This window comes from Pseudomonas sp. GW822-FHT02G04, assembly GCF_058802085.1.
Genome location: NZ_JBXANU010000001.1, coordinates 367,895 through 389,946 on the forward strand (window position 1 = coordinate 367,895; position 22,052 = coordinate 389,946).

Annotated in this window: 24 protein-coding genes; 10 read left to right on the forward strand and 14 right to left on the reverse strand. The window is 58.5% G+C overall.

The window, feature by feature from the left end; all coding sequences use genetic code 11:
- The first annotated feature begins 198 nt into the window (after positions 1–198).
- The 3 genes from AC1RO5_RS01710 (at position 199) to AC1RO5_RS01720 (ending at position 2,230) form a co-directional block, all read left to right on the forward strand.
- Positions 199–933: a hypothetical protein gene (locus AC1RO5_RS01710; RefSeq protein WP_253397476.1), complete on the forward strand. Its 735-nt coding sequence runs from the start codon at positions 199–201 to the stop codon at positions 931–933.
- Positions 930–1,520 (forward strand): hypothetical protein, encoded by a 591-nt coding sequence (locus tag AC1RO5_RS01715; protein WP_493172173.1) that lies wholly within the window; start codon positions 930–932, stop codon positions 1,518–1,520. Before AC1RO5_RS01710 ends, AC1RO5_RS01715 begins: the two co-directional genes overlap by 4 nt.
- Before the next feature lie 311 nt (positions 1,521–1,831).
- A complete protein-coding gene (locus AC1RO5_RS01720) occupies positions 1,832–2,230 on the forward strand; it encodes a DUF3742 family protein (protein WP_253397473.1) in 399 nt (132 codons plus the stop codon).
- On the opposite strand, the gene AC1RO5_RS01725 is transcribed toward AC1RO5_RS01720, so the two are convergent.
- From AC1RO5_RS01725 to AC1RO5_RS01745, 5 genes are all read right to left on the reverse strand, one after another.
- Positions 2,219–3,760 (reverse strand): conjugal transfer protein TraG N-terminal domain-containing protein, encoded by a 1,542-nt coding sequence (locus tag AC1RO5_RS01725; protein ID WP_493172176.1) that lies wholly within the window; start codon positions 3,758–3,760, stop codon positions 2,219–2,221. The two genes, AC1RO5_RS01720 and AC1RO5_RS01725, sit on opposite strands and share 12 nt — an antisense overlap.
- 10 nt (positions 3,761–3,770) lie before the next feature.
- Positions 3,771–4,079, reverse strand: coding sequence for a hypothetical protein (locus AC1RO5_RS01730; protein ID WP_253397468.1), 309 nt, complete (start codon positions 4,077–4,079; stop codon positions 3,771–3,773).
- Between the two features lie 3 nt (positions 4,080–4,082).
- The gene (locus tag AC1RO5_RS01735) at positions 4,083–5,465 is read right to left on the reverse strand and encodes an integrating conjugative element protein (protein ID WP_493172181.1); all 1,383 of its coding nucleotides are present in this window, start codon (positions 5,463–5,465) and stop codon (positions 4,083–4,085) included.
- Positions 5,462–6,418 (reverse strand): TIGR03756 family integrating conjugative element protein, encoded by a 957-nt coding sequence (locus AC1RO5_RS01740; protein WP_493172183.1) that lies wholly within the window; start codon positions 6,416–6,418, stop codon positions 5,462–5,464. The genes AC1RO5_RS01735 and AC1RO5_RS01740 overlap by 4 nt, the downstream gene beginning before the upstream one ends.
- 105 nt (positions 6,419–6,523) lie before the next feature.
- Positions 6,524–6,778, reverse strand: coding sequence for a helix-turn-helix domain-containing protein (locus AC1RO5_RS01745; RefSeq protein ID WP_493172185.1), 255 nt, complete (start codon positions 6,776–6,778; stop codon positions 6,524–6,526).
- Between the two features lie 169 nt (positions 6,779–6,947).
- On the opposite strand from AC1RO5_RS01745, the gene AC1RO5_RS01750 reads away from it, so the two are divergent.
- Positions 6,948–7,205 carry a LasR-specific antiactivator QslA gene (locus tag AC1RO5_RS01750; RefSeq protein ID WP_100845510.1) on the forward strand — a complete coding sequence of 86 codons (258 nt, stop codon included), beginning with the start codon at positions 6,948–6,950 and terminating at the stop codon, positions 7,203–7,205.
- A 96-nt stretch (positions 7,206–7,301) separates the two neighbouring features.
- On the opposite strand, the gene AC1RO5_RS01755 is transcribed toward AC1RO5_RS01750, so the two are convergent.
- Entirely contained in the window at positions 7,302–7,919 is a 618-nt protein-coding gene (locus AC1RO5_RS01755) for a Shedu immune nuclease family protein (RefSeq protein ID WP_493172187.1), read from the reverse strand.
- Between the two features lie 43 nt (positions 7,920–7,962).
- Here AC1RO5_RS01755 and AC1RO5_RS01760 point away from each other — a divergent pair, with 43 nt between their 5' ends.
- From AC1RO5_RS01760 to AC1RO5_RS01770, 3 genes are all read left to right on the forward strand, one after another.
- Positions 7,963–8,436, forward strand: coding sequence for an enoyl-CoA hydratase-related protein (locus tag AC1RO5_RS01760; RefSeq protein WP_493172189.1), 474 nt, complete (start codon positions 7,963–7,965; stop codon positions 8,434–8,436).
- A gap of 107 nt (positions 8,437–8,543) precedes the next feature.
- Complete coding sequence (locus AC1RO5_RS01765) at positions 8,544–9,275, forward strand: 3-hydroxyacyl-CoA dehydrogenase family protein (protein WP_493172191.1); 732 nt, start codon at positions 8,544–8,546, stop codon at positions 9,273–9,275.
- A 1-nt stretch (position 9,276) separates the two neighbouring features.
- The gene (locus AC1RO5_RS01770) at positions 9,277–9,783 is read left to right on the forward strand and encodes a 3-hydroxyacyl-CoA dehydrogenase family protein (RefSeq protein WP_493172193.1); all 507 of its coding nucleotides are present in this window, start codon (positions 9,277–9,279) and stop codon (positions 9,781–9,783) included.
- Positions 9,784–9,828: 45 nt separating this feature from the next.
- On the opposite strand, the gene AC1RO5_RS01775 is transcribed toward AC1RO5_RS01770, so the two are convergent.
- Entirely contained in the window at positions 9,829–11,124 is a 1,296-nt protein-coding gene (locus AC1RO5_RS01775; protein WP_493172195.1) for an MFS transporter, read from the reverse strand.
- Positions 11,125–11,382: 258 nt separating this feature from the next.
- On the opposite strand from AC1RO5_RS01775, the gene AC1RO5_RS01780 reads away from it, so the two are divergent.
- Positions 11,383–12,261 (forward strand): alpha/beta fold hydrolase, encoded by an 879-nt coding sequence (locus AC1RO5_RS01780; RefSeq protein ID WP_493172197.1) that lies wholly within the window; start codon positions 11,383–11,385, stop codon positions 12,259–12,261.
- 81 nt (positions 12,262–12,342) lie between these two features.
- Here the strand turns inward: AC1RO5_RS01780 and AC1RO5_RS01785 are convergent, their stop codons facing one another.
- Genes AC1RO5_RS01785 through AC1RO5_RS01815 form a run of 7 tightly spaced genes read right to left on the reverse strand, consistent with a single transcriptional unit; the run spans position 12,343 to position 18,616 of the window.
- The gene (locus tag AC1RO5_RS01785; protein ID WP_493172199.1) at positions 12,343–13,224 is read right to left on the reverse strand and encodes an alpha/beta fold hydrolase; all 882 of its coding nucleotides are present in this window, start codon (positions 13,222–13,224) and stop codon (positions 12,343–12,345) included.
- Positions 13,224–14,033, reverse strand: a complete 810-nt coding sequence (locus AC1RO5_RS01790) for a molybdate ABC transporter substrate-binding protein (protein ID WP_493172201.1) — start codon at positions 14,031–14,033, stop codon at positions 13,224–13,226. The genes AC1RO5_RS01785 and AC1RO5_RS01790 overlap by 1 nt, the downstream gene beginning before the upstream one ends.
- 29 nt (positions 14,034–14,062) lie before the next feature.
- Positions 14,063–14,998 (reverse strand): SMP-30/gluconolactonase/LRE family protein, encoded by a 936-nt coding sequence (locus AC1RO5_RS01795; protein WP_493172203.1) that lies wholly within the window; start codon positions 14,996–14,998, stop codon positions 14,063–14,065.
- Between the two features lie 27 nt (positions 14,999–15,025).
- Entirely contained in the window at positions 15,026–15,853 is an 828-nt protein-coding gene (locus AC1RO5_RS01800; protein WP_493172205.1) for an amidohydrolase family protein, read from the reverse strand.
- Positions 15,854–15,873: 20 nt separating this feature from the next.
- A complete protein-coding gene (locus tag AC1RO5_RS01805; protein WP_493172207.1) occupies positions 15,874–16,692 on the reverse strand; it encodes an SDR family NAD(P)-dependent oxidoreductase in 819 nt (272 codons plus the stop codon).
- A 10-nt stretch (positions 16,693–16,702) separates the two neighbouring features.
- On the reverse strand, positions 16,703–17,263 hold the full coding sequence (locus AC1RO5_RS01810) for a carboxymuconolactone decarboxylase family protein (protein WP_493172209.1): 561 nt from the start codon (positions 17,261–17,263) through the stop codon (positions 16,703–16,705).
- Positions 17,264–17,275: 12 nt separating this feature from the next.
- On the reverse strand, positions 17,276–18,616 hold the full coding sequence (locus AC1RO5_RS01815) for a cation:dicarboxylate symporter family transporter (protein WP_493172211.1): 1,341 nt from the start codon (positions 18,614–18,616) through the stop codon (positions 17,276–17,278).
- Between the two features lie 165 nt (positions 18,617–18,781).
- Between AC1RO5_RS01815 and AC1RO5_RS01820 the strand changes: the two genes are divergently transcribed.
- Both AC1RO5_RS01820 and ctpM read left to right on the forward strand, forming a co-directional pair.
- Positions 18,782–19,717 (forward strand): LysR family transcriptional regulator, encoded by a 936-nt coding sequence (locus AC1RO5_RS01820; protein WP_493172213.1) that lies wholly within the window; start codon positions 18,782–18,784, stop codon positions 19,715–19,717.
- A gap of 428 nt (positions 19,718–20,145) precedes the next feature.
- Positions 20,146–21,825, forward strand: a complete 1,680-nt coding sequence (gene ctpM / locus AC1RO5_RS01825) for a methyl-accepting chemotaxis protein CtpM (RefSeq protein WP_493172215.1) — start codon at positions 20,146–20,148, stop codon at positions 21,823–21,825.
- Positions 21,826–22,052 lie beyond the last annotated feature (227 nt).

Below are 22,052 nucleotides of genomic sequence, written 5' to 3' on the forward strand. Positions count from 1 at the left end.
CGATAACAGCGATCCGTACCTTGGGTTTAGCCAAGTCATTTACGAATATCAATCGGATAAACGACGGCGTTTGACGGGCTGAGTCTACTGAGCTCCAGCTTTGTTTTTTCGGGCCGATAGACTGACAAACGGTAAAGCACAGAGCGCTACCGGCGAGCTTCTGTAAATTGGCAGGTGACACTGGAGCGATGACGTTCAATGAAGCTGTATGAAAATGTGGTTATCGGAAATTTTCTTTACGGGTTGGGGTTCGCTCTTGGTTCACAGCTGAAATCCGGCCAGTTACCGAGCATGGTGAACTTGCTTCAGCAAACGCCAGACGACAAACGGCTGGGGGATTTGCTGATGGCTTTCCCCGGCACAGTACGTTTGATCGAGTTTAAGACTGAGGCCAATAAGTCAAAAAAAGAGGCTGGTCGACACCAGTTTCTTTCTCGAATTTTTTCAGAAAAATTGGACGAGTTGCCTGACCTGCCGAGCACTTCACGACGGGTGCATTGGTACATCGAAACGGCACCTCTTCCAGACGCCGCGTTGAAGGCACGTATCGAGCCCTATCTTGATGCATTCGGCGATGGAGCTAGACAGAGGCCTAAATCGACTGAGAGGTTTCAAAACTTCATCGAGGAGTTGGCTACAGGCATTCTGCAAAACAGATCGACTGAAAACGCCAAGGCGGAGCGCGATTACATCGACTTGGTGAGGCTTGCTCAAGGACCTGAGGAGACCGGAACGGGGGCGCTGGTGTTGGTGGCCGGCAGCGGTGGTGCTCTGCATTTCGCGGCCCTACAGGACCTGATGGACTTAAACCTGTCTCACACACAATGGATGGAGTACAGCAAGAGTCAGGACCTTTCTCGTCGTCGGGGACTGCAACAACCAAAACATGAGATGCCTGACCTAGAAGGTCCAACGTTAGGAAGATTTAGATGAATGGAACGAGTAAAGAACAAGTGCACGATCGTAATTTTCAGGCCCTCTTCGGCTCAGCTCGTAAAATATTGGAAGCGGCAGAGGTCAATGAGAGCGAGTCTCGACGGGCTACCGGTGCCTTGCGTGAGTTACAGGATAATGTCGAAAAGAAACTGACTCGACTGGAGGCTGGCGTCAAACAGAGTATCGAGACCTCCGCACAGTCAACCGCGAGTCAAGCCGCCGAGTTGTTGAGCAAGAGATTCATCGAGGCAGATGCTGCCGCACAGCGGGCCGCTAAACTGTACGACACAGCAGCAAAAAAATTGGATAGTAGGCGCTGGCTCTACTTCCTGTCGGCGCAGGCCACGATCCTTACACTGGTTGTAGTGTTTCTCTATCTGTGGGTGCCGTCGTTAGACGAGATCAAAGCGCGTCGAGTTGAAGTCATGAGGCTGGATGAATTAGCTAGTCGGGTCGAGTGGTCGAAATGCATTGTGGGGAATGGTCAGACTCGGAATTGCATACGCACAGACGAATCGGAGCATACGGATAATTTCGGAGACAAGAAAAAAGGCGAGACCTACCGCATACCCAAAGGTTACTAGCCATCTGTTGGTCCTGTCCATTCGAAGCATTCCTGGCGGAAGCGATACGGGTCGCGTTCACCGCGACGCCCAAAATCAATGCGTGAGGTAACAGCAACGAATGCCTATCAGCAGCGTCCGATAACAGACGCAGGGCAAAGCGGCTAGCATGGGCAATCAGTCTCAATACCCTGCTTAACCGTGCCGCCCGCTTTACTCCAGCGAAGTTTTTTCGGCTAGGTAAACTGATAAATGGTCAGGAACGGACCGTTTTCAGTAGTAGGCTATTACTCCTGTCTCAACCATGAAAACGTTCAGAAGAGGCCGAGACCATGCCGACTCAGCAACCTGTTCAGAATTCACGTGCCCACCGCTGGGCGTACGCATGTGGCATGTCGGTAAAACGTGGTTGCCGTATGTTGAAAACGTTTGAGCTCCGCGTGGCTGAGCGTGCGGTGACGGCAGGTATGCCCGCAGGTAAATTACTTGTTCGCGGGAGTTTTTTGATTGCCAAACTGGCATTGATCGGAGGATTGCTCTTTGTCAGTGCTTGGATGGTTACTTTCATTGTGATGATGCTGGCTGTCACTGCTTTGCTATGGCTCAGGGTTTTTATTGGTGCCGATCAACAAGAGAAAAATCCAGGGCCAGACTACCTAGGTGCTGACCTCTACATCGGTGACTTCGACGACAACGGGCATTATATAGGCGACAGCAAGTCATCTAATTGAGCGCTTAGCAGCACCCAATATTTGATCCGTACCTTTGCTCGCTGCGTCACTTGCTGCTTTGCTACCGTTCGCCAACATGCCTTGAATCCCGCTGCCGACTGAATATCCTGCCCAGCTCATGGCCCCTAGAAACAGCATCGGCAGCACGATGAACATGGCCCCCATCACGTACTCGATCACCTGTGCCGTGACTGTCCCGTCCATAAACCCGGACGTAGGCAGCGACAACAGCGCTTGATTGGAAGCCGAAACTTGGTTGTACAAGGTGTCGAGCATGCAGGAGTCGACCCAGCGCGCCAGTTCCCACCAGAAGCTCAGCATGTGTAAGGTGAACAGCGCGAACGTCACTGTCATGACGGTCTTCAGCTGATAGGTACTGACCAGCAGGATCAGAGGCAAGCTGATGATGACGCCCATGATGAGGAAGGCCTGCACCATTGGCAGTGCGGCGCGTAGTGCATTCATTGCCGGGAAGTTGCTGAAGGAGCCCAGTGCTAACCCGGTATTGGTGGCCAGATTATTGAGCCCCTGATTGATCGAGCCGCCACGAGCGCTGGAGCCATAGTCCTGGTACACCTGTCCGGGCGACATGGACATTGATTGCTGGCGCGGGCTGACCAACTCACGGAGGGTGGCATCCTCTATCTCGTTGCCCGAACGGCCAGCCAACCAACCTTTCAGCTGAGTCAGCAGCAAGGGATCAACCTGCTCGATCAAACGTTCGCGTAACCCTACACCGCTATCACTCCACCACTGCTTGCAGGTGGGGTAGCCCGCGCCATTCTCCAGCCGCGGTAAGGAGACATCGCGGTTGTCGTCATACGGCCAACTGACTCGCGGCGTTCGTGAGCGATCCGTATCATAGTAGCCAGGGGTATCGAGAAAGTAGCTTGAGCCGATCCAGGACGCGTCGTGACTTTGTGCCTTGTCTAACTGCGGGCGATTGGTAAACAACCGAGAACGGGAGTAGCCATAGCAATCGCGAGTGAAGTCGGCAACTTCCTGCAGCAGTACCTGACTGTCGATGCGCGAGCTGTCGATCTCCATGCGCATTTGTCGGATATCCGGTGCGCAGGGGATGGAGGCGGTGGCCGCTGCGGTTACCCCTTTGCTCAAGGCATGCACCAGAAACCACCAGATCGGTACGTTGGCGGAGCGTTCGCCGATGGTATTGAAGGTGGTCCCCCATGCCGTTTCTGCTGGCTTGACCACACTAATACCGCAGCGCTGGCTCGCCGCATCATCGAACGCCATTGACGCGAGGCTCAACGGAAAGACGGGGGCACAACCAAACAATACGACTATGTATGCCAGCCACAATCGGTTCTCAATCCGCGGTACCGACAATAGTCCCTTGTTGCCTTCATCCGCGCCTTGCTGACGGGCCGACAACCATTCCTGCAGGATGATTGCGCCAAAGGGCGCGGCGAACAGTCCGGTGTCGGACAGGACGCTCCAGAGGCCGTTGTTGATAATCCAGGCCAGCAGGGAGAGGTAAAACTCCAGGTAGCTATTGGTGCTCATGAGCATGGTGGTGATCTCACAGTCGGGTGAGTTCGACGCAGGTAAAGAGTACGAGACCTAATGTCCCGATGCGTTTCACGCGCAGTCGATCCTGTGGTCGATGTCGGTGGCGCCGAAGTAGATCCCACCAGAGCGCAAAGAGGGCGCCGTAGAGCAGGGCACGCCACCACCGCAGATAGGGCCGTACGGATTCGAGTGCCTGCTGCCAGGCCTCAAAACTACCCAGCGCAGTGCGGCCGATCCAGGCGACCAGTGCGGCGCTCAAGATCATCACCGTGGCAATCCCTAGACTCGAAAGCAAAGTGAATAGCGGTGAGCGTTTCATGGCTCACTTGCGCCTGGCGTCAGCATCATTGAGTCGACCGGGCTCGGGGTCGCCTTGCTCGACGGTGCGCGAAGCATCAGCACCGCCGGCATGCCGATCGAGCACCAGGCTGGCGGTATTGGTGGTCAGCATCTGCCGGACCTGCAGTTCGGTCTGCAGCAGGCGGATTTCACGCTCCAGAGCGTCGATGTTTTTCGTCAAGGCGGTTTGGGCCGGTTCGGCGGAAGCGATGTTCGGCTCGTGACTGCCCGCCAGCAGGGTGCGCAGTAGCAGCAACGCTTTGTCGAGCACGCTGGACAAGGCCGTCTCACTGACCAGGCGCCGTGCCAACAGATCCTGATCGGGATCGTCGCGCAGGGCTTCAACCACACCACGAGTCACCGGCAGCATCGGGCTGGAGGCTTTCGCCAGGTTGTCAGGGGTAGGCGGCAGAGAGCCAGACAACAGCCCTTGCAGGGCCTTGAGGCGCTCGTTATAGGCCTCCTGGATCAGCGGCGTTAGTCCGCTGCCAGCGGTCGCACGCAGAGTTTCGCAGCTGTCGCAGGTCGCGACTTCGCTCTCGCCCAACACCCGAACGGCCCAGTCGGACTCCTCTTGGGGCGAAGCCCATGTCTGACAAATAGCCCCTCCCAGGCAATCACTGCTACTGATCGAGGCACTGTCATCCACCGTACGGTTATGCAGCAGGTTATAGCCTGCGCGGACCACGTCGGCGGTCACCCGAATGGGCGTCTGTCCGTTACCTCCGGCCTTCGAACCGCCGACCCAGGACACCCCATTGTTGCCGTTATGGGCTTCGGTGTTTTTCACCGCTGCCACCGCATCACCGCCGGTTTGCTCCAGATTGCCCTGCATCTCCTGGTTCTTGGCCAGCGCACCCCAACCGGCTTGACCGACCTTGTCCGCCATCTTCTCGGCCATGGCTTGGCAGGTCAGTTTGGAGCGATCGAAGTCGATACGGCCCTGCATCACCCCGTTACTGAGCAACTCATAGAGACCGGGGTTGGCGCGCTGGATGATCAACGCCGGCAGAGACATCACCGCTTGGGTCGCGTTCTGCACGACGCTGCCCATGATCTGCTGGAAACCTTCGGTGGCGCCGTTCAGCTGGTTTTGCAGAGTATTGGTGAGGCTCATGTTTCCGCACATCATGTTTGCTCGCCAGGACCCGCCGACCCCAAGACCGCTAGGTCGGTAGAGCGAGCTCGGTGAGCCGACTGCCGAGCCGCCACCGATGGTGTACATCACCCGGTCGTCGAGCACTTCGCCTTGAGTACCCAGGCGGTAATTGCCCTCGGCGGCGTAGGCATGCGTGGCCATGGCGAGCAGTCCACAGAGCAACAGACTCATCACGCCCAACCAGGGTCGTGCGAGAAGCCGACTCATGAAGCACCTCCTTCGAAGTCGATGCTGAACAGGAAGGTCTGTCCCTCTCGTTTGCAACAGCTATAGGGACGCCACAGCGACCAGGCGTAGCCGCCATCCGCGCTCTGTACCGGATCACTGGGGAAGATGGCGCAAGTCGGTTGAACCTGGGGGTAGAGCAATTGCCATTTGTGGGTCGAGGCGTCGTTTTCAACGATCGGGCCAGGCGGCCAGTAGCCGTCTCGTTTGGCGGGCGTGAGCGGTAAGTACACATGCGGCTGCCAGTTGCGGGTAATCACATCGCCGGCCCGTTGCGCCATGACTGCAGCGGCTTTGAAGTCGTCGGGCTGCACGAGAAAGCCCTGCCGAGGATAGACGTTGCCCCATATGTTTCCCGAAGCCTGGCGACCAATTTCACGGATCCCCGGTATAAGCGACTCGGGGTAAAGACTTTCCGGAATGCCATGGCGCCAGGCCAGTGAGTCCAGGGTGCTCAGGTAGTAGGGCATGAACGCAGTAGCGCCGCTGGCGCAGGCGTAGCCGGATTGCGAGGCCAGTTGTGTGGCGACCCAGCCACCGGGGTGACCGATGCCATCGACGTTCTTGAAGCGGGGTAGGTTGTCGCGCTGGGTGTTCGGCGTGATCAGGTTACCGCCACCTTCCGCACCACTGATGGGAGCGGAGAGGGTGGCCATCTCGGTCCAGGGGTTACTGCCGGTGGTGGCGTAGCTCGAGACCACCTGTTCAGGAATGAAATGATGAACCTTGGTTGAGGTTTTGACTGTGCAGCCGAAGGGCGTGCAGAGCAGCCAGAAACAAATGCCGACGACCCGGTATTCGAGACAGTTTGGCGAAAGCACGGAGGACGTGATGCTGCCGGTGTCCAGCGCCATGCTTGGGCCGCACGCCAGCAGGAGGCTCAGCGCCAAGGGCCGTAGCTTTGTGGGCGGGATTGACGAGCAGGCAACAGGCATGATCCGGGCTCTCGGTGTATGGCCTGGGCAGGTTCGGTTAGGGGCTGAAGACTGTCAGTGGAAATTATGAAGGCGGATCTATCGGGTTTGTGAGACGTGAGACTATTATTTGACGTGAAGGGCGCTGCGCAGGCTATCGGGTTCCACAAGTAACTGATCTGCGGTAATTTCGAAAATATTGGCGAGCTTGCACAGGACCAACAGCGACGGATTGCCCGTGCATCGTTCGATTTGACTGACGTAGGTGCGATCCACCTCGGCCATGAGCGCCAGCTGCTCTTGGGTAAGGTTTTTCACGCGTCGCATCAAACGGATGTTTTCCGCCAGCTGCCGACGAAGCTGTTCGTAGTCTTGAGTCATGCGCGCAAATTGCGCCTTGAGGGACTCTCAATCCACGGGATATAGTCTACATTGGCATTGATCTAGGCCATTTGGTGTTCATGTCTGTTATCGAGCGTTCATTTGGTGTCGTTAAGCTTTTCGAAGCTGGGCCTAGCGTCTAACAAAAAATCAGAAATTTAGGGTGTGTATGGACGAAAACTACATTTCAATTCCTGCGGCGGATGGTAGCCCAAGTCTTCTGACGCCTTGGGGCAACGAATTTGCCCCGATGATCGAACGTGGCGTGCAATGCGCTCAGGCTTGGCTTGATATGCCCGGCGAGATTCCACTGTGGTGGGAGTTGGCGCAAGCGCGCAAAACCTTTCCTGTCGGTGACTACCAGGATGCCTTTGAAGCCGGATTCCTGTTGAGGATTCAGCAGCGGCTTCTTGGGGATTGTCGCTGATCCTTTATTGGTAATCGCCGCATCGGTTTGCCCCGTACGTGATCGCGGCAGAGAAGTCAGGCCGCAAATAGACCGGGGCAGCCATCCGTAATACTCTCATGTATCGCCCAGATCCACGATGTCCCTGAGCTTCGCGAACAGCTCATCGTATGTAAGCACAGTTGTGTGCTGGGACCACCTAAATAGCTCGAATGAGCGGCGCTGAGTAGTGTCCATCTCCTCGCCTAAAAGGCTTCCGCCGAGGACTACACACCTTGGGGCAGAAGCATTGAACCGATCAGGACTGTTCCCAGCGAGCATGTAATAACTTTTAAGTAGTTCCTCGCGATAGTTTAGGACTTGTACAATCGAACCGGAAAGCTGCTCGGAAATTGAATAAGCATTTCCGCGATATTGTCTTCCAAGCAAACGCATCGCTGGCGTCTTGATCTCAATAAGAACTACGTTTTTGGTTGTGCTAGATCTGTACAGGAAGTCGATTAAGTTGCCATTTTGGTTGGATATATCTTTCCCTCCCATATAGCACTTGTCCTTAAGTTTTAAAAGGCTATCAGGGAATGCTTGGGCCAGCACAAACGGATTGGTATTGAAGAAGTTTTGCCAAAACTCCTCATCTTGGTTAGTCGAATTCTTTTCCCAAAAAGAGATGGCAGGCTGCTGGCCAGGTGCGACCTTAGCTGACGCGCGTGATTTTTTTGTTGGCTCTCGCCACATTTGGTGGCTGAAAGCCGCTTGATGCCGTGGAAAAAAGATTTGAGTGAGCGTGAAGCTTCGCTTTGACCTGTTTCTGAACGCTATCGAAAACAGCCAGAAACCGGTGATCGCTGCCTTGCATGGTTCGGTACTCGGTGGTGGCCTGGAGCTGGCGTGTCATTTGCATATTGCCAATGAACACACGGTGCTGGACCTGCCGGAGGTCAGCCTGGGTTTGATACCTGGCGCGGGCGGTACACAGCGCCTGGTTCGCCTGTGCGGCGCGCTGGTTGCCGTTGACGTTATGATTGCCGGGCAGCGCCTGACGGCGGTGCAGGCGCAGACCGTCGGGTTGGTCGACCACTGCGTGACCACCGACCTGCACAGCGCAGCGATCGAGCACGCCAGGCGTTTGCTCCTTCCCCATCCATTTTGGGGGCGCACGCGGGATCGGTTGATGCCTGCCCACGACGCCGCTGAATTCGAGGCGAAAGTGGCAGGGGTGATGAAAAAACTGGCTGGGCAACAAGCGCCCTAGGCCGCCCTTGAGGCCATCAACGCGGCGCTGACCGAACCCTTTGGCCGGCATGGCGTTGGAAGCGCGCGCTGTTTATCGGACGGCGGCAATCGGCCCAGGCCAGGGCCTTGCGGCATCTGTTTTTAGCCGAGCGGGCGCTGGCCGGCCGTGCGCGCAAGCTCGCCGCCAACGGCCAGGCGCGTGCGATTCAACATGTCGCGGTGATCGGTTCAGGCACCATGGGCGCCGGGATTGCCATCTGCGTGGCCAACGCAGGTGTCGCTGTGAGCCTGATCGATGTGCAGGACGCCGCGCTGCAACGCGGCGTAAAGAACATCGACGACTATTACCGGGACGCGTTGCTCAAAGGGCGCATGGATGAACACGCCTGCCAGGAGCGCCGGGCGTTGATCCTGCCATCGACTTCAATGGACGCTGTGGCGGACACCGACCTGGTCATCGAAGCGGTGTTCGAAGATATGGAGGTCAAGCGCGTGGTGTTTCGCCAGCTGGATACCCTGTGCAAGCCAGACACGATTCTGGCGACCAACACCTCGTACCTGGACGTCGAGGCCATCGCCGATTGCACCCGTCGCCCGCAGCAGGTGTTGGGGATGCATTTCTTCAGCCCTGCGCCGGTGATGAAACTCCTGGAAGTGGTGCGCACTACCCAGACCGACAGGTCAGTGCTGGCCGCGGTGCTTGCCTTGGCGCAGCGACTGGGCAAAGTGGCGGTCACCGTGGGGGTGTGCGACGGCTTTGTGGGTAATCGGCTGTTGGCGGCGCGGGAGCGGGAAGCCATGTTCTTGCTGGAGGAGGGCGCGTCTCCCGAGGCTGTCGACCGGGTGATGCGTGCGTGATATGGCCGGCGTGGATGTCGCCTGGCGTAACCGCCAGGGGCGTCTGTTGCAGTTGAGCGAGCGTGAGCGACGTTGCGACTGGGTCGATAAATTGTATGCCGCAGGTCGGCTTGGGCAAAAAGCCGGCCTTGGGTTTTATCGCTACGCGCCGGGCAGCCGCCAGGCCTTGCCCGACGCCTGGCTGGCCGAACGGCTGGAGCAGTACCGACAACAATGGAGTATCACGCCCCGCAGCATCACTGATCAGGAAATTGAAGAGTGCTGTTTGTTTGCGATGATCAACGAGGCCGTCTGGTTGATCGACCACGATATCGTGGCGCACCCTGCTGATATCGACCTGGTGTGGATTCACGGCTATGGCTTCCCGCGTTATAAGGGCGGGTTGACCTACTATGCCGACCAGATAGGGCTCGGCTCTGTGGCGAAGGCGCTCAAGCGCTACAGCCGGGAGGCGGGGAAGGAACTCTCGACGTTCATGACTCGCCAGAAAACATTCCACGATCACTGATGAAAAGCCCCGGCGGCTGAACGAGCCCGCCGGGGCCATTTTGGGTCAGGCTTCCTTGACCACGTACCTCAGAATCAAGGTCAATACTGTTGCGACACACAGCATCGTGGCCATTGCAATGAGCCCGGCGTTGAATGAGTGCGTGAGGTCCTTGAGCCAGCCCACCGCGTACGGCCCAACCAACCCGCCAAGGCTACCCACGGCATTGATGAACGCAATGCCGCCAGCCGCTGCCTGCTTGCTGAGGAACGTCGCCGGGATGCTGTAGAAGCAGGTACGCACCGAACTCAGGCCGATCAACGCTACCGTAAGGCCAATCAGTGCCGGAATCAGGTCGCTGTAAACCACCGAGAAGATAAACCCGGCCGCACCCGTGGCGCAGGTAATCGCCAAATGCAGGACATAACGTCGCTTGCGGGCCAGCACCTTCGCCCACAGCAGCATGGCGACGCTGGCAATCAGATAGGGGATCGCCGACACCCAGCCGATCTGGGTGGTGGTCAGCGCATGGGTCTTGAGGATTTGCGGCAGCCAAACACCGATGCCGAGGATGCCGATGATATAGCTGAACAGGATGGCCGCCAGCAGCCACACCCGGACGTCCTTGATCGACTCGCGAAAGCTGTGGGAGCCCTTCGATTCGTGCTCGGCATCGAGGGCCGATTGCAATGCCTGGCGCTCGTCCACGGTCAGCCATTTCGCGTCGGCGGGCTTGTCGGCCAGCATTTTCAGGCACATCACGCCCAGCACGCAGGCCGGCAAGCCTTGCAGCACCAGCAGCCACTGCCAGCCGCGGTAACCCCAGAGTCCGTCCATCGCCAGCATGGCGGCAGAGAGCGGCCCACCGAGCACCGAAGAGACCGGAATGGCAAACAGAAACCAGGCCATGACCCTCGTCCGATACTGGATGGGAAACCACAGCGACAGGAAGTAGATCACGCCGGGGAAAAACCCGGCTTCCGCAATGCCGGCCAGCAAGCGGATGAGCGAATAACTGACAGGCCCTTGAGCCAGCGCGGTAGAGGCGGAAAACAGCCCCCACGTAATCATGATCCTGGCCAGCCATCGACGTGCTCCGAAGCGGTAGAGCGCCAGGTTGCTAGGCACTTCGAACAGGCAGTAACCGACATAGAAAATGCCGGCCGCAAAACCGAATTGGGAGGCGGTAAGACCCAGGTCGTCATTCATGGTCAGCGACGCGAACCCGACGTTGGTTCTGTCCAGGTAATTGAAGAAATACGCGATGGCGAGCAAGGGGATCAACCTGATCGCAGCTTTGCGACAGGCGCTGGATTCCAGGTCCTCCTGGGGCGTTACTTGAGCGGCTGTGAGTGTATTCATGGGGCTCCATTATTGTTGTAATCAGGAGCCCGGAAGCATAGGGCCGGCATTCTCGTGCGCGCCAAGACCTTTAAACCATAGGTGTCCATAACCGCAGGGCATGGGACTTCGAGGGCGTTGAATGCAGGGCCTCGGCCATGCCCGACGAGCATCGAAAACCATGAGATATCAGTATTGGTTATTTTCTTCCAAGTGCATAAACCTGAGGGTTCACCCCCATCAGTTTGGCATGCCAAACAATAATAAAAGGCTCATCCAATGCACTACTCTCGCGTCATGCAATCTTTAATCGTCGCTGGCCTCGTTGCCTATAGCCTGCCGGGAAATGCCGACGATTCGGTACGTACACTCGTTGCCGAGAAGGGCAATGTGCATATCGAGGCGCTGGATCAGGGCAAGGGCCGTGTCATCGTGATCCTGCCGTCAAAAGGTCGTGGCGCGAATGATTATGACGAGGTGGCACGCTACCTGGCCGCTGACGGCTATCGCGTGATCCGCCCCGAACCGCGTGGGGTCAAGGGCAGCAAGGCGCCGATGGATACCCCGACGCTGCACGACTTCGCCGCCGACGTGGCCCTGGTGATGGACAAGGCCAAGACTGGGCCTTCGGTCGTGGTCGGGCATGCCTGGGGCAGCCAGCCAGCGCGCGTACTGGCGGTGGATCGCCCGGACCTGGTCAACGGCATCGTGCTGGCGGCCGCGTCGATTGGCAAATTGCCCGCAGGCTCGTCGGAAAAGCCCTATGGGCGCATGGTCGAGGCCATCAAGGGCGCGGGTAATTATTCGTTGCCGCAAGCCAAGCGTATCGATTATCTCCAGGAGGCGTTCTTCGCGCCCGGCAATGACCCGCGTGCCTGGCTGACCGGCTGGTACGACAAGACCCACCAGGCCCAGGACCATGCGCGGGATACCACGCCCGTGGAGCTTTATTGGTCAGCCGGCAACACCGTGCCCATTCTCGACTTGCAGGGGCAGCATGATGCGGTGGTGATCCCGAACATTCTCAAATCGATGCTCGGCGACCGGGTCGAACATAAAACTATTGCCAACGCCGGGCATGCCATGGCCCCCGAGCAGCCTCGTGAAATGGCGGATGCCATCGCCGAGTTCGCTCAGCGCGTGTATGCGACCAAGTGACCGACTGATTCGCGGATGCATCTCGGTTTAATGTGGGAGGGGTAAGCCCCCTCCCACATTTGAAACGCTTACCGGCTACTTCTATTTCGCGTATTGCACCTTGGCAAACGTGGCGATCGCATCAGCCATCGCTTTGGGTTGCTCCGGGGCCATGGCGTGTCCGGCATTTTTTAATACCACCACTTGGACCCGCTCGCCGAGCATGCTTTTGAGCACGCCCGAGAAGCGCCTTGGGGCAACCGTGTCCGCCTCGCCTTGCAGATCGAGAATCGGTGCAGTGCCAGCGGCGAAATAGTCGTCCACCGGGGTGGTGTTGCGCGCGTGGCCTTCGGCATCGTGGGTTGCCTGGTGCCAACCACCCAGCCACACCTTGGGGTCGTTGCCGGGGGCAAAGAACGCTTTGTGCAGATAGATCAGGCGTTGCTCTTCGGAAAACGACATATCGCCCGCGCCGTCGATGGCCTGACGCATCTCTGCGTTGATGGGTTTTTCAGTCGACCCCGGCGGTACCTTGCCGGCAGACGCAGCGGCCATGACCACGCCGCGCACCAGGTCGGGACGATCCGCGGCAAGCATGCGCGCCGCGAAGTTGCCCCAGGCGTGACCGACCACCACGATGGGACCTTTATTTTCATGCTCGACCACCGCTGCGACGTCGCGGGCAAAATCGTGCACGGTCAGGTTTTCCATCGGTCCTTTACTGTGCCCTATGCCACGCGGCTCTGGCCTGACCACGCGGAAGCCGTCGGCCTGAAGATACTCGGCGACTTGGTCATAATCGCGCCCCGAGCGGCCCAGCGAGGGCAGCATCACAATTACCGGCCCGCTGCCTTGGGCATTGACCTCGATTTGCACATCGTCATAACGAACCAGCTCTTGATTGAACGGTGCACCGGCGGCCATCGCCATGGCGCAAGACAGGCCAACGGTGGCACCGAGAAGAAAACGCGAGACTTTTTTCATTACTTGGCCTCTTGGGCATTCAGGTTTTTGGCGGGCTCAAGGCCGCTCTCCTCAAGCAGACGGCGTGCAGCCGGGCTGTTGAGGAAGGCAATGAATTCGCGGGCAGGGACCGCATTGGGTGTCTGGTGGGCTACTGTCGCGCAGAAGCGGCTGACTTTCTGGACTTCCTCGGGAAGTGGGCCCAAGTAGTCGACATCAGGGGTTACCTTCAACTCGCTGATTTGTTGCATGCCGATATCCGCATCGCCCCTGGCCAGGGCCGTGCCTACCAACTCCTTGCCAGCGATTTCAACGGTCTTGCCTTTCACCTGATCGCTGATACCCAAACGCTGGAAGAGCTCAGTGCGGATGTACACGCCGCTGGCGCCCTGGGAATAAGCGATCTTGTCAGCGTTCAGCAGGGCTGATTTCAACGCTGCGACGCTTGAGACATCCGGCTTGGGTTTGCCGTGAGGTACGCCGACCCCGATGCGTGAATCGGCGATCTCACGGCGGGTCGCCATGTCGAAGGCGCCGGTGGAAGAGAGCAGTTCAAGGGTTTCATCCGCCATGATAGCCAGGTCCATGGGCTCTTTATGTTTGATGCGCTCTGGAATGGACTCAGGTGAGGTGCCCATCGAAGGCCCCCAACTGAAACTCAGGGTGTTGCCGCTGGCTTTTTCATAGGCAGGTCGAAGGTGTTCCATTGCGCCTCTGAGTGCGCCACTGGCAATGACCTTCAGTTCGGCTGCTTCGCTCAACTGAGAGAAACCGAGCAAGCTGACCAGACCCGTGGCCACCAGTATCGGAGCAGATCTTGTTTTTTTCATGGTGCTACCTTCTCTAATGGGCGCCCGTTTCAAGCGCCGCGTGTGTTGACGAACAACGAATACAACGAAGTGGTTGAGGCCATCAGCAGGCGATTACCGCGCGGCCCGCCGAAGCACAAATTGGCGCAGCGCTCCGGCAAGTCGATATGCCCGATTGCGCTGCCATCGGGGGCGAAGATGCGGACGCCATCCATGCCTGGCTCTGGTGCGCCCCAGCCGCACCAGAGATTGCCGTCCACGTCCACGCGTAAACCATCGGGCAACCCGCTGCCGGCATCGATCAGCTCGCGCCGCTGGCTGAGGTGACCCTGAATGTCGACGCTGTAGGCCACGATTCGTCGCGGACGCGCTCTGGACTCGACCAGGTAAAGGGTTTTTTCATCCGGGGAAAAGGCGAGGCCGTTCGGGCCTTCGAGGTCTTCTGCCACACAGTGCAGCGTGCCATCCGCATCGAGGCGATACAGGTTGGCCGGCAGTTCTGGAGTGCCTTGACGGCCCATATAGTCACTGATCAGGCCGAAAGGCGGGTCGGTGAACCAGATGCTGTCGTCCGATCTCACCACAACGTCATTCGGCGAATTCAGCGGCTTTCCCGCGAAGCTGTCGGCCAGCACGGTGAGGCTGCCGTCATACTCGGTACGGGTGACACGCCGGCCACCGTGCTCGCACACCAGCAAGCGGCCCTGACGGTCCCGGGTCATGCCGTTTGCCTGATTAGCGGGTTGGCGAAATACACCCAGTACCCCTGTGGCCTCGTCCCAACGCATGATCCGGTCGTTGGGCAAATCGGTGAACAGCAGAAAGCGCCCGTCGGCAAACCACGCCGGGCCTTCCGCCCAGCGCAAGCCGCCACCGAGCCGTTCGACCTTGGCATGCGCCAGGCGGTAGTGGGCAAAGCGCGGGTCCAGCTCGCGCACCCGGGTATCGGGCACGCGCAAACTGGGCGACCAAGTGATTTCGTCCATCGTTTGAGTTCCTGAATAGGCGAGGTGTCAGGTGTAAAGCCGAGCCGGGTTATCGATCAGAACCGCTTGCCGCAAGGCTGCGCTGTCGCAGACCTGGACGATGAAGTCGAGCAGTTGCGCATCCTCCGGGATCGGTCCCTTGATGTTCGGATGCGGCCAGTCCGAGCCCCAGATAGCGCGTTGCGGCGCACATTGGAGCAGCGTGCGCACTTGATCCAGCACTTGCGGCCATGGACCGGGCCTGCCTTGCATGGCGCGATCGATACCGGACAGTTTTATCCAGCGATTTGCATGGCTGAGCTCCGCGCGCAATTCGCCGATCAGCATCGGATCAACCGGCCCGGTCAGGTCGGGGCGTGCCATATGGTCAATGACCAAAGGGGTCTTCAGATCGCGCCAGGCCTGCAGAAATGGCAGCACGACCGGCAACTCCCCATGCACCAGCACATGCCAGCCGAAGGGCATGACGCGTTCAGCCAGTGCGCGCAGTTTTTGCGGGTCGCGTGCACCTGGCAGGTGGCCCATCAAGTTGAAGCGGATACCGCGCAGGCCTCCGTCGTGCAGCGCCTGTAACTGCGCGTCGGTGGTGGTTTCGTCGATGATGCCGACTCCGCGGTAACGTCCTTCGCTGATGGCAATCGCCTGCAGTATGGCTGCGTGGTCAGTACCGTAGGGTGCGGCCTGCACCAGCACACCATGACTGATGTTCAGACGCCGATGCATGCCCAGCAACTCGGTGAAGGGCGCGGGCTCGGGTGTATAGGTAGCATTGGCGGGCAGCGGAAATTGGGCCCAAGGGCCGTAAATATGCGTGTGGCAATCCCACACACCTGTAGGGCTGAATGAAGTCGACATGCTTGCTCCTCGCGGCTGGCTCAGTCGCAGCGCGCCGTCATGCCGCCATCGACGATAATTTCAGTGCCGGTGACGAAGCGCGACTCATCGCTGGCCAGGTACAGCGCCGCGTAAGCCGTGTCGCGGCCGTCGCCCATGAACCCGAGGGGAATGCGTGCCAGGCGTGTATCGAGCAATTTGCTCACATCACCACCGGTGCGTTGGCCGGCGAGGCGTACCTCTACCATCGGCGTGTGCAACTGCCCGGGTACCACGGTGTTCACGCGGATGCCTTTGGGCGCGTACTCCACGGCGGTTACGCGCGAGAGCTGGATCACCCCGGCTTTGCTCGCGGCGTACGCCACTTGGGCCGAACCTGTCCATCGAATACCGGAGGTCGAGGCGGTGTTGATGATCGAGCCGCTGCCTTGGGCTTCCATCAGCGGCAGTACGTGCTTGCAGGTCAGGTAGACGCTGCTGAGGTTCAGGGCAATCTGGGCGTCGAACTTTTCTTCAGCCAAGGCAACGGCGCCACCCGCCGCCGAACCGCCGACGTTGTTCACCAGAATATCGACGGTGCCATAGGTCTCTTTGCAGGCGGCAACCATGGCCGCGACGGCCTGGGTATTGGTGACGTCGCAGGCATAAGGCGTGACTTCACCACCCGCATCGCGGATGCGCTCCAGAGTTTCCTCCATGGCCCCCAGATCACGATCGACCGCGAACACCTTGGCACCGGCCAGGGCGAATATCACCGCGACCGCACGGCCGTTGCCCCAGCCACTGCCGACACAACCGGCACCGGTGACGATAGCGACCTTGCCCTGGAGGCGATCGCTTTTTGGAAGAGTATCAGTCATGCACATATCCTCAGTTCAATGTAATGGGCAGTTCGGCAGTGGCGCCCACAGGCGGCGGCACTTCGAACACCTTGATGGTCATGGAAATCAGGCTGTAGTAACCCGCGATGCCGACCAGGTCGACGGCCGCATCTGTGCCCAACAGCTCGGTGAATTCGGCGTACAGGCCGTCGCTGATTGCACGCTGGGCATGCAGTTCGCGAATGAAGCGGTAGACCAGCGCTTCATCGGCGTTTTCGAACGCCGGCGCCAGGTCATCCCGAATGGCATCGATGATGTGCGGAGCCAAGCCAGCCTCCAGTGCGAACGGCTTGTGTGCGGCCCATTCGTATTCGGCGAGCCAGTGGCGCCCCATCATCAGAATGGCCAGCTCCGACAGGCGCGGGTCTAGGCAGGTGTCATAGCGGCAGTAACGGCCCAGCGCTTGGGCACACTCCGCCAGTTCCGGCCGATGCAGCCAGATGGCCAGAGGGCCTCGCACACCTTTGCGCGGGCCGTTGGCGATGCGCTCGTAAACTGGGCGCTGCGCATCGCTGAGGTTGTTCGGGTCAATAGGGGGCAGACGATTCATGGAGCTTTCCTGTCAGGGACGCGGTGACTGAATGTGGGGTTTGTGCGCAGGCTCGATGGGCAACTCGGCCGACTGGGTTTCCACCGGCGGGCGCAGTAGGCTGCGGCTCGGTTTACGGCCGGTTTCGCGCTCGAAATCTTCAGGGTTGAAGGCACCCTCCCAGCGTGCAATGGCGAACACTGCGATGGTGTTGCCGACGATATTGGTCAGGGCGGTGGCGGTGGCCATGATGCGGTCGATGCCAAACAGAAGCCCCAGGCCACTCAGGGGCAGCGTTTGTACCGACTGTAAGGTGGCGGCCAGCTTGATGAAGGCCCCCCCCGCAACGGTGGTGCCGCCCTTGGAGGTGATACTCAGGATTGCCAGCAACCCAAGTTGCTGCACTAGGGAGAACGGCGTGTCGGTGGCTTGGGCGATGAACCCGATGGCAATGGCCATGTAGATCGCGGTGCCGTCGAGATTGAAGCTGTAGCCGGCTGGAAGGACGAAGCCGACCACCACTTCATCGCAACCGCTGCGCTGCAGTTTTTCGATCAGGCGTGGAAACACCACTTCACCGGACGCCGTGCCGAACACCAGCAGGATTTCATCGCGAATCAGGCGCAGCACACTGCCGAACGGCAAGCCGATGGACCAACTGATCGAGCCCAGAATGCCGAACACGAAGATCAGCGACGCTGCGTAGTAAACCGCGATCAACTTCAGGAGGTAGAGGAGGGTGTCGCCACCGTAGCTGCCGATGGCCGCGGCCATGGCGCCGAACGCACCTAGGGGGGCCAGTTTCATGATGAAGCTGAGCATTTTGAAGAGGATGCTTTGCGCTTCACCAATGGCTTTTACGGCGACCGAATCCGGGCCGCAAACGCGGTTGATCGCGATACCCGCCAGTACCGAGATAATCAACACTTGAATGATGTCGCCCTTGGCGAATGCATCGACCAATGTGTGGGGGATCAGACCCAGCAGGTAGTTGATCATGGACACACTACCGGCCGCAGAGGTTGCCTTGATCGCTTCACTGGATTCGGTCAGGCCGGTGGCATGCAGGCCTACGCCCGGCTCCACCACGTTGACCAGGATGAAACCGATCAGCATCGCGACCGTGCTGACCACTTCAAAGTAGATCAGCGATTTGACACCGAGCCGGCCGAGTTTGCGCATGTCCTGAACGTGGGTAAGACCATGGACCAGGGTCACGAAGACGATGGGCGCAAGCATCATTTTCAGCAGGGCAATGAACGCTTGTCCGAGGGGTTTCATGGCCACCGCCCATTGGGGGGCGGCGAAACCGAGTATGACGGCAGCAACAAGCGCTATCAGCACCTGCACGTGGAGCTTCTTTAACTGATTCATGGCATTTCCTGACCCGATAGTGGGCATCATTGTTCTTGTGGTAACGCGCCGCTTGCTGTGCAAGCTGGGCCTTCAGCTATCTGTGTTGAGCATAGAAAAAACTAACCCTAGGCACAAAAACCTTATTTTGATACAAAGCTATGCCATTACGGCATGGTGGCTAAGATGGACATTCGAGAACTTCGCTCCTTTGTAAAAGTGGCCCAGTGCGGCGGCTTCAGTCGCGCAGCGAAAGAGCTTTTCATCGCTCAGCCGGCGCTGAGTCGGCAGATCGCCAAGCTGGAAGAGCAGTTGCAGGTGGCACTGTTCATTCGTCATGGCCGGGGAGTGGAGCTGACTGCCGCTGGGGCGCGCCTGCTGGAACGAGCGGATGTCATGCTGCGTTACATGGAGGAAACCGCCGACCATGTCCGCAACAGTGCGATCGAAGAGCGCGGCCATCTGGCAATTGGGTTGCCGCCCGCGATCGGCACCATCGTCGGGCCGCAGTTGATTCGTCGTTTTCACGAGCGCTGGCCGAAGGCCTCATTGCATGCATTGGAAGGCTTGAGCACTTCGTTGCAGGAGTGGCTACTGGATGGCCGGATCCAGGTCGCGGTGGTGTACAACCAACCGTTGCTTGAGGCTTTCGATGTCAGGCCCATTTTCAGTGAACGAATGGTGCTGGTCGGGCCACCGGGGGAGGCGCCGAAATCGGTGCGCATCATGGGCCTGGCAGATTTTCCGTTGATCCTCCCAGGGTTGCCCCACAGCAATCGGCGTCTGATTGAACAGGTGGCGGCACAAAATGGCTTTCACTTGAATGTCATATTCGATGTAGACAGCGTCAGCCTGACCAAGCGCCTAGTGGCCGAAGGTATGGGCTATTCGATTCTTGCTCATGCCGCGGTCCAAGAAGACATCGCCAAGGGCATTTTGGTGGGCCATGCGATTGAAAGACCGGGCATTCGCTCTACGGTTTCGTTGACGACACTCAAAGACCGCAGGAATAGTCGTTTGGCATTGAGTTGGGAAAAAATTGTGCTGGAAACCTTGGAGGAACTTGTGACGGTTGGCGCGTGGAAGGAGGCTACTCTTTGGCTTGGTCGCGAGGGCGCATGAGAAAAAATCCAGGATGAGGTGCTGACTCAACATAGGTCCCCATGCCAGGTCGGCATGGATACGTATGGTCTAAAGGTCTTGGTCAAGGGGAACAGGGCTGGCATATGCTCGGCCGTGTCGAACGCTCAGAGCGTCGAGTGCTTACCGTAAAGCGGCAATACGATTGATCCCACTATTAGCCATCGCCTGTTTCGTCAACTCTCTGGATCGCACCGACATCGGTTTTGCCGCGCTGACGATGAGTCAGGATTTGGGCTTAAGTGGGCTTTGCCGCAGGTATGTTCTACATCGGTGCCTGTACGAAATACCCAGCAACCTGGCTTTTTGACCTGCGTGACTACTCCACGATGGCAGGGGGAGTTATCGCGCTTGATCCGACCTGTCTTTAACGATCTATCCTCCTAACGAAAATAAAAAGTGAGTGATCTATGCGCTTAAGTCTGAAGACTAAAGTCCTTTCCATCGCGGTGTTACCCGTTTTGCTGTTTGCACTGGTGATCAGTCTGACGACAGTTCTGATGCTCCAGCAGCAGGCGAAAAAAGAGGTCGAAGAGACTCGGCAACGCCTTCTTGGAGACGCCAGGTTGGCATTGAAGAGTTACGTCGAAGTCGCTCTTACCACGATCAAACCGCTGTACGACGCTGCCCCCTCGGGTGACCAGGCCGCTCGCGCCGAGGTGGTCAAACTGCTGTCAAACATCACTTATGGCAAGGATGGTTACTTCTTCGGTTTCGACTCAGAGACCATTCGCCTGTTCAAAGGCAACAACCCGGACGGTGTGGGCAAAAGCTTCAAGGACAACCACGACGCCAACGGTGTGTACGTCAACCGCGAACTGGTGAGAGCGGCCAAAGACGATAGTCATTATGTGGCGTACGACGCTGCACAGCCAGGCAGTGATGTGAGGGTACCGAAGTTGGGCTACAGCGAGTACCTGCCTAAATGGGACATGATCATTGGCTCGTCGATCAATATCGACGGTATCAATGCTCAGGTGGCAGTGGTTGACGCCGAGGTACACGAGCGCATGCAGGACGTGCTGCTGAGCATTCTGGGGTTCGCGGTCTTGCTGCTGGTGGTGATTGCAGCTGTGGGCATGCTGATGGCCAATAACATGCTGCGGCCATTGAACCTGATGAAAGCCAATCTGGATGACATTGCGGCGGGCGAGGGCGATCTGCCCCGCCGTCTGGTGATCACCAGCCAGGATGAACTGGGCGAGCTGGCTGGTTCGTTCAATCGCTTTGTCGACAAGATCCATGGCCTGGTTCGTCAGATCAACGAAATGACCACACAACTGACCGGACTGGTGGCTCAGGTGTCCGAGCAGGCTCAGCGCTCGGATCAGGCCATGGAGCGTCAGCGCCATGAGACCGATCAAGTGGCCACCGCTATCAATGAGATGTCCTCGGCGGCACAGGAAGTGGCTCGCAGTGCCCAGAGCGCTGCGTTGGCTGCCCAGCAGACCGACGAAGAGGGGCAGATCGCCAAGCGGGTGGTAGACGGCAGCATCCGGCAGATTCATGCCCTGGTCAGTGATATCCGTAGCAGCGGTACCTCACTGGACAGTTTGCAGGAGGATGTTTCATCAATTGTCAGCGTACTGGATGTGATCCGCTCAATCGCCGAGCAGACCAACCTGCTGGCGCTCAACGCGGCCATCGAAGCCGCCCGGGCCGGTGAGGCTGGACGTGGTTTTGCGGTGGTGGCCGACGAGGTTCGGGCGCTGACTAGTCGAACCCAGCAGAGCACCCAGGAAATCCAGGGGATGATTGACCGCTTGCAGCAGGGGACGCGTAAGGCGGTGGAAGCCATGCGTCGCTCCAGCGATGCCGGTGACGGTACGTCGGCTCAGGCCAATCAGGCAGGTGTCTCTTTGGACACCATGGCGCAACTGATTGGCACCATCAATTCGATGAACGCACAGATTGCCAGCGCCGCGGAAGAACAAACGGCCGTGGCTGAGGAGATCAACCGCAGTGTGCAACAAATCGCGGTGGCGGTAGACAGCGTGGCCGATGAGACTCAACTGGGCGCTCAGACTTCTCGCAGCCTGGCGGGCCTCGGACAGCGGTTGGGCCTGCTGGTGGGGCAGTTCCGGATTTGATGCAGCCATTCGAAAAAGGCCAATCAGCTTCTGAGGTCATGATCAGCGATTGCGGTTGCACGGTTGCCGTGGAAAGCCTGGTCAGGTAGCTGGAACGTCGTTCGTGGATGCGCTGGCGGGCCTCAGGAGCGCCTTGATAGAAAACCATCAAGCGCTAGAGGAACCAGATGATAGCTTGATAGGGAATGAGTGCGGGGGATTGAGGAGCACTTCCCTGCGCCCTATAT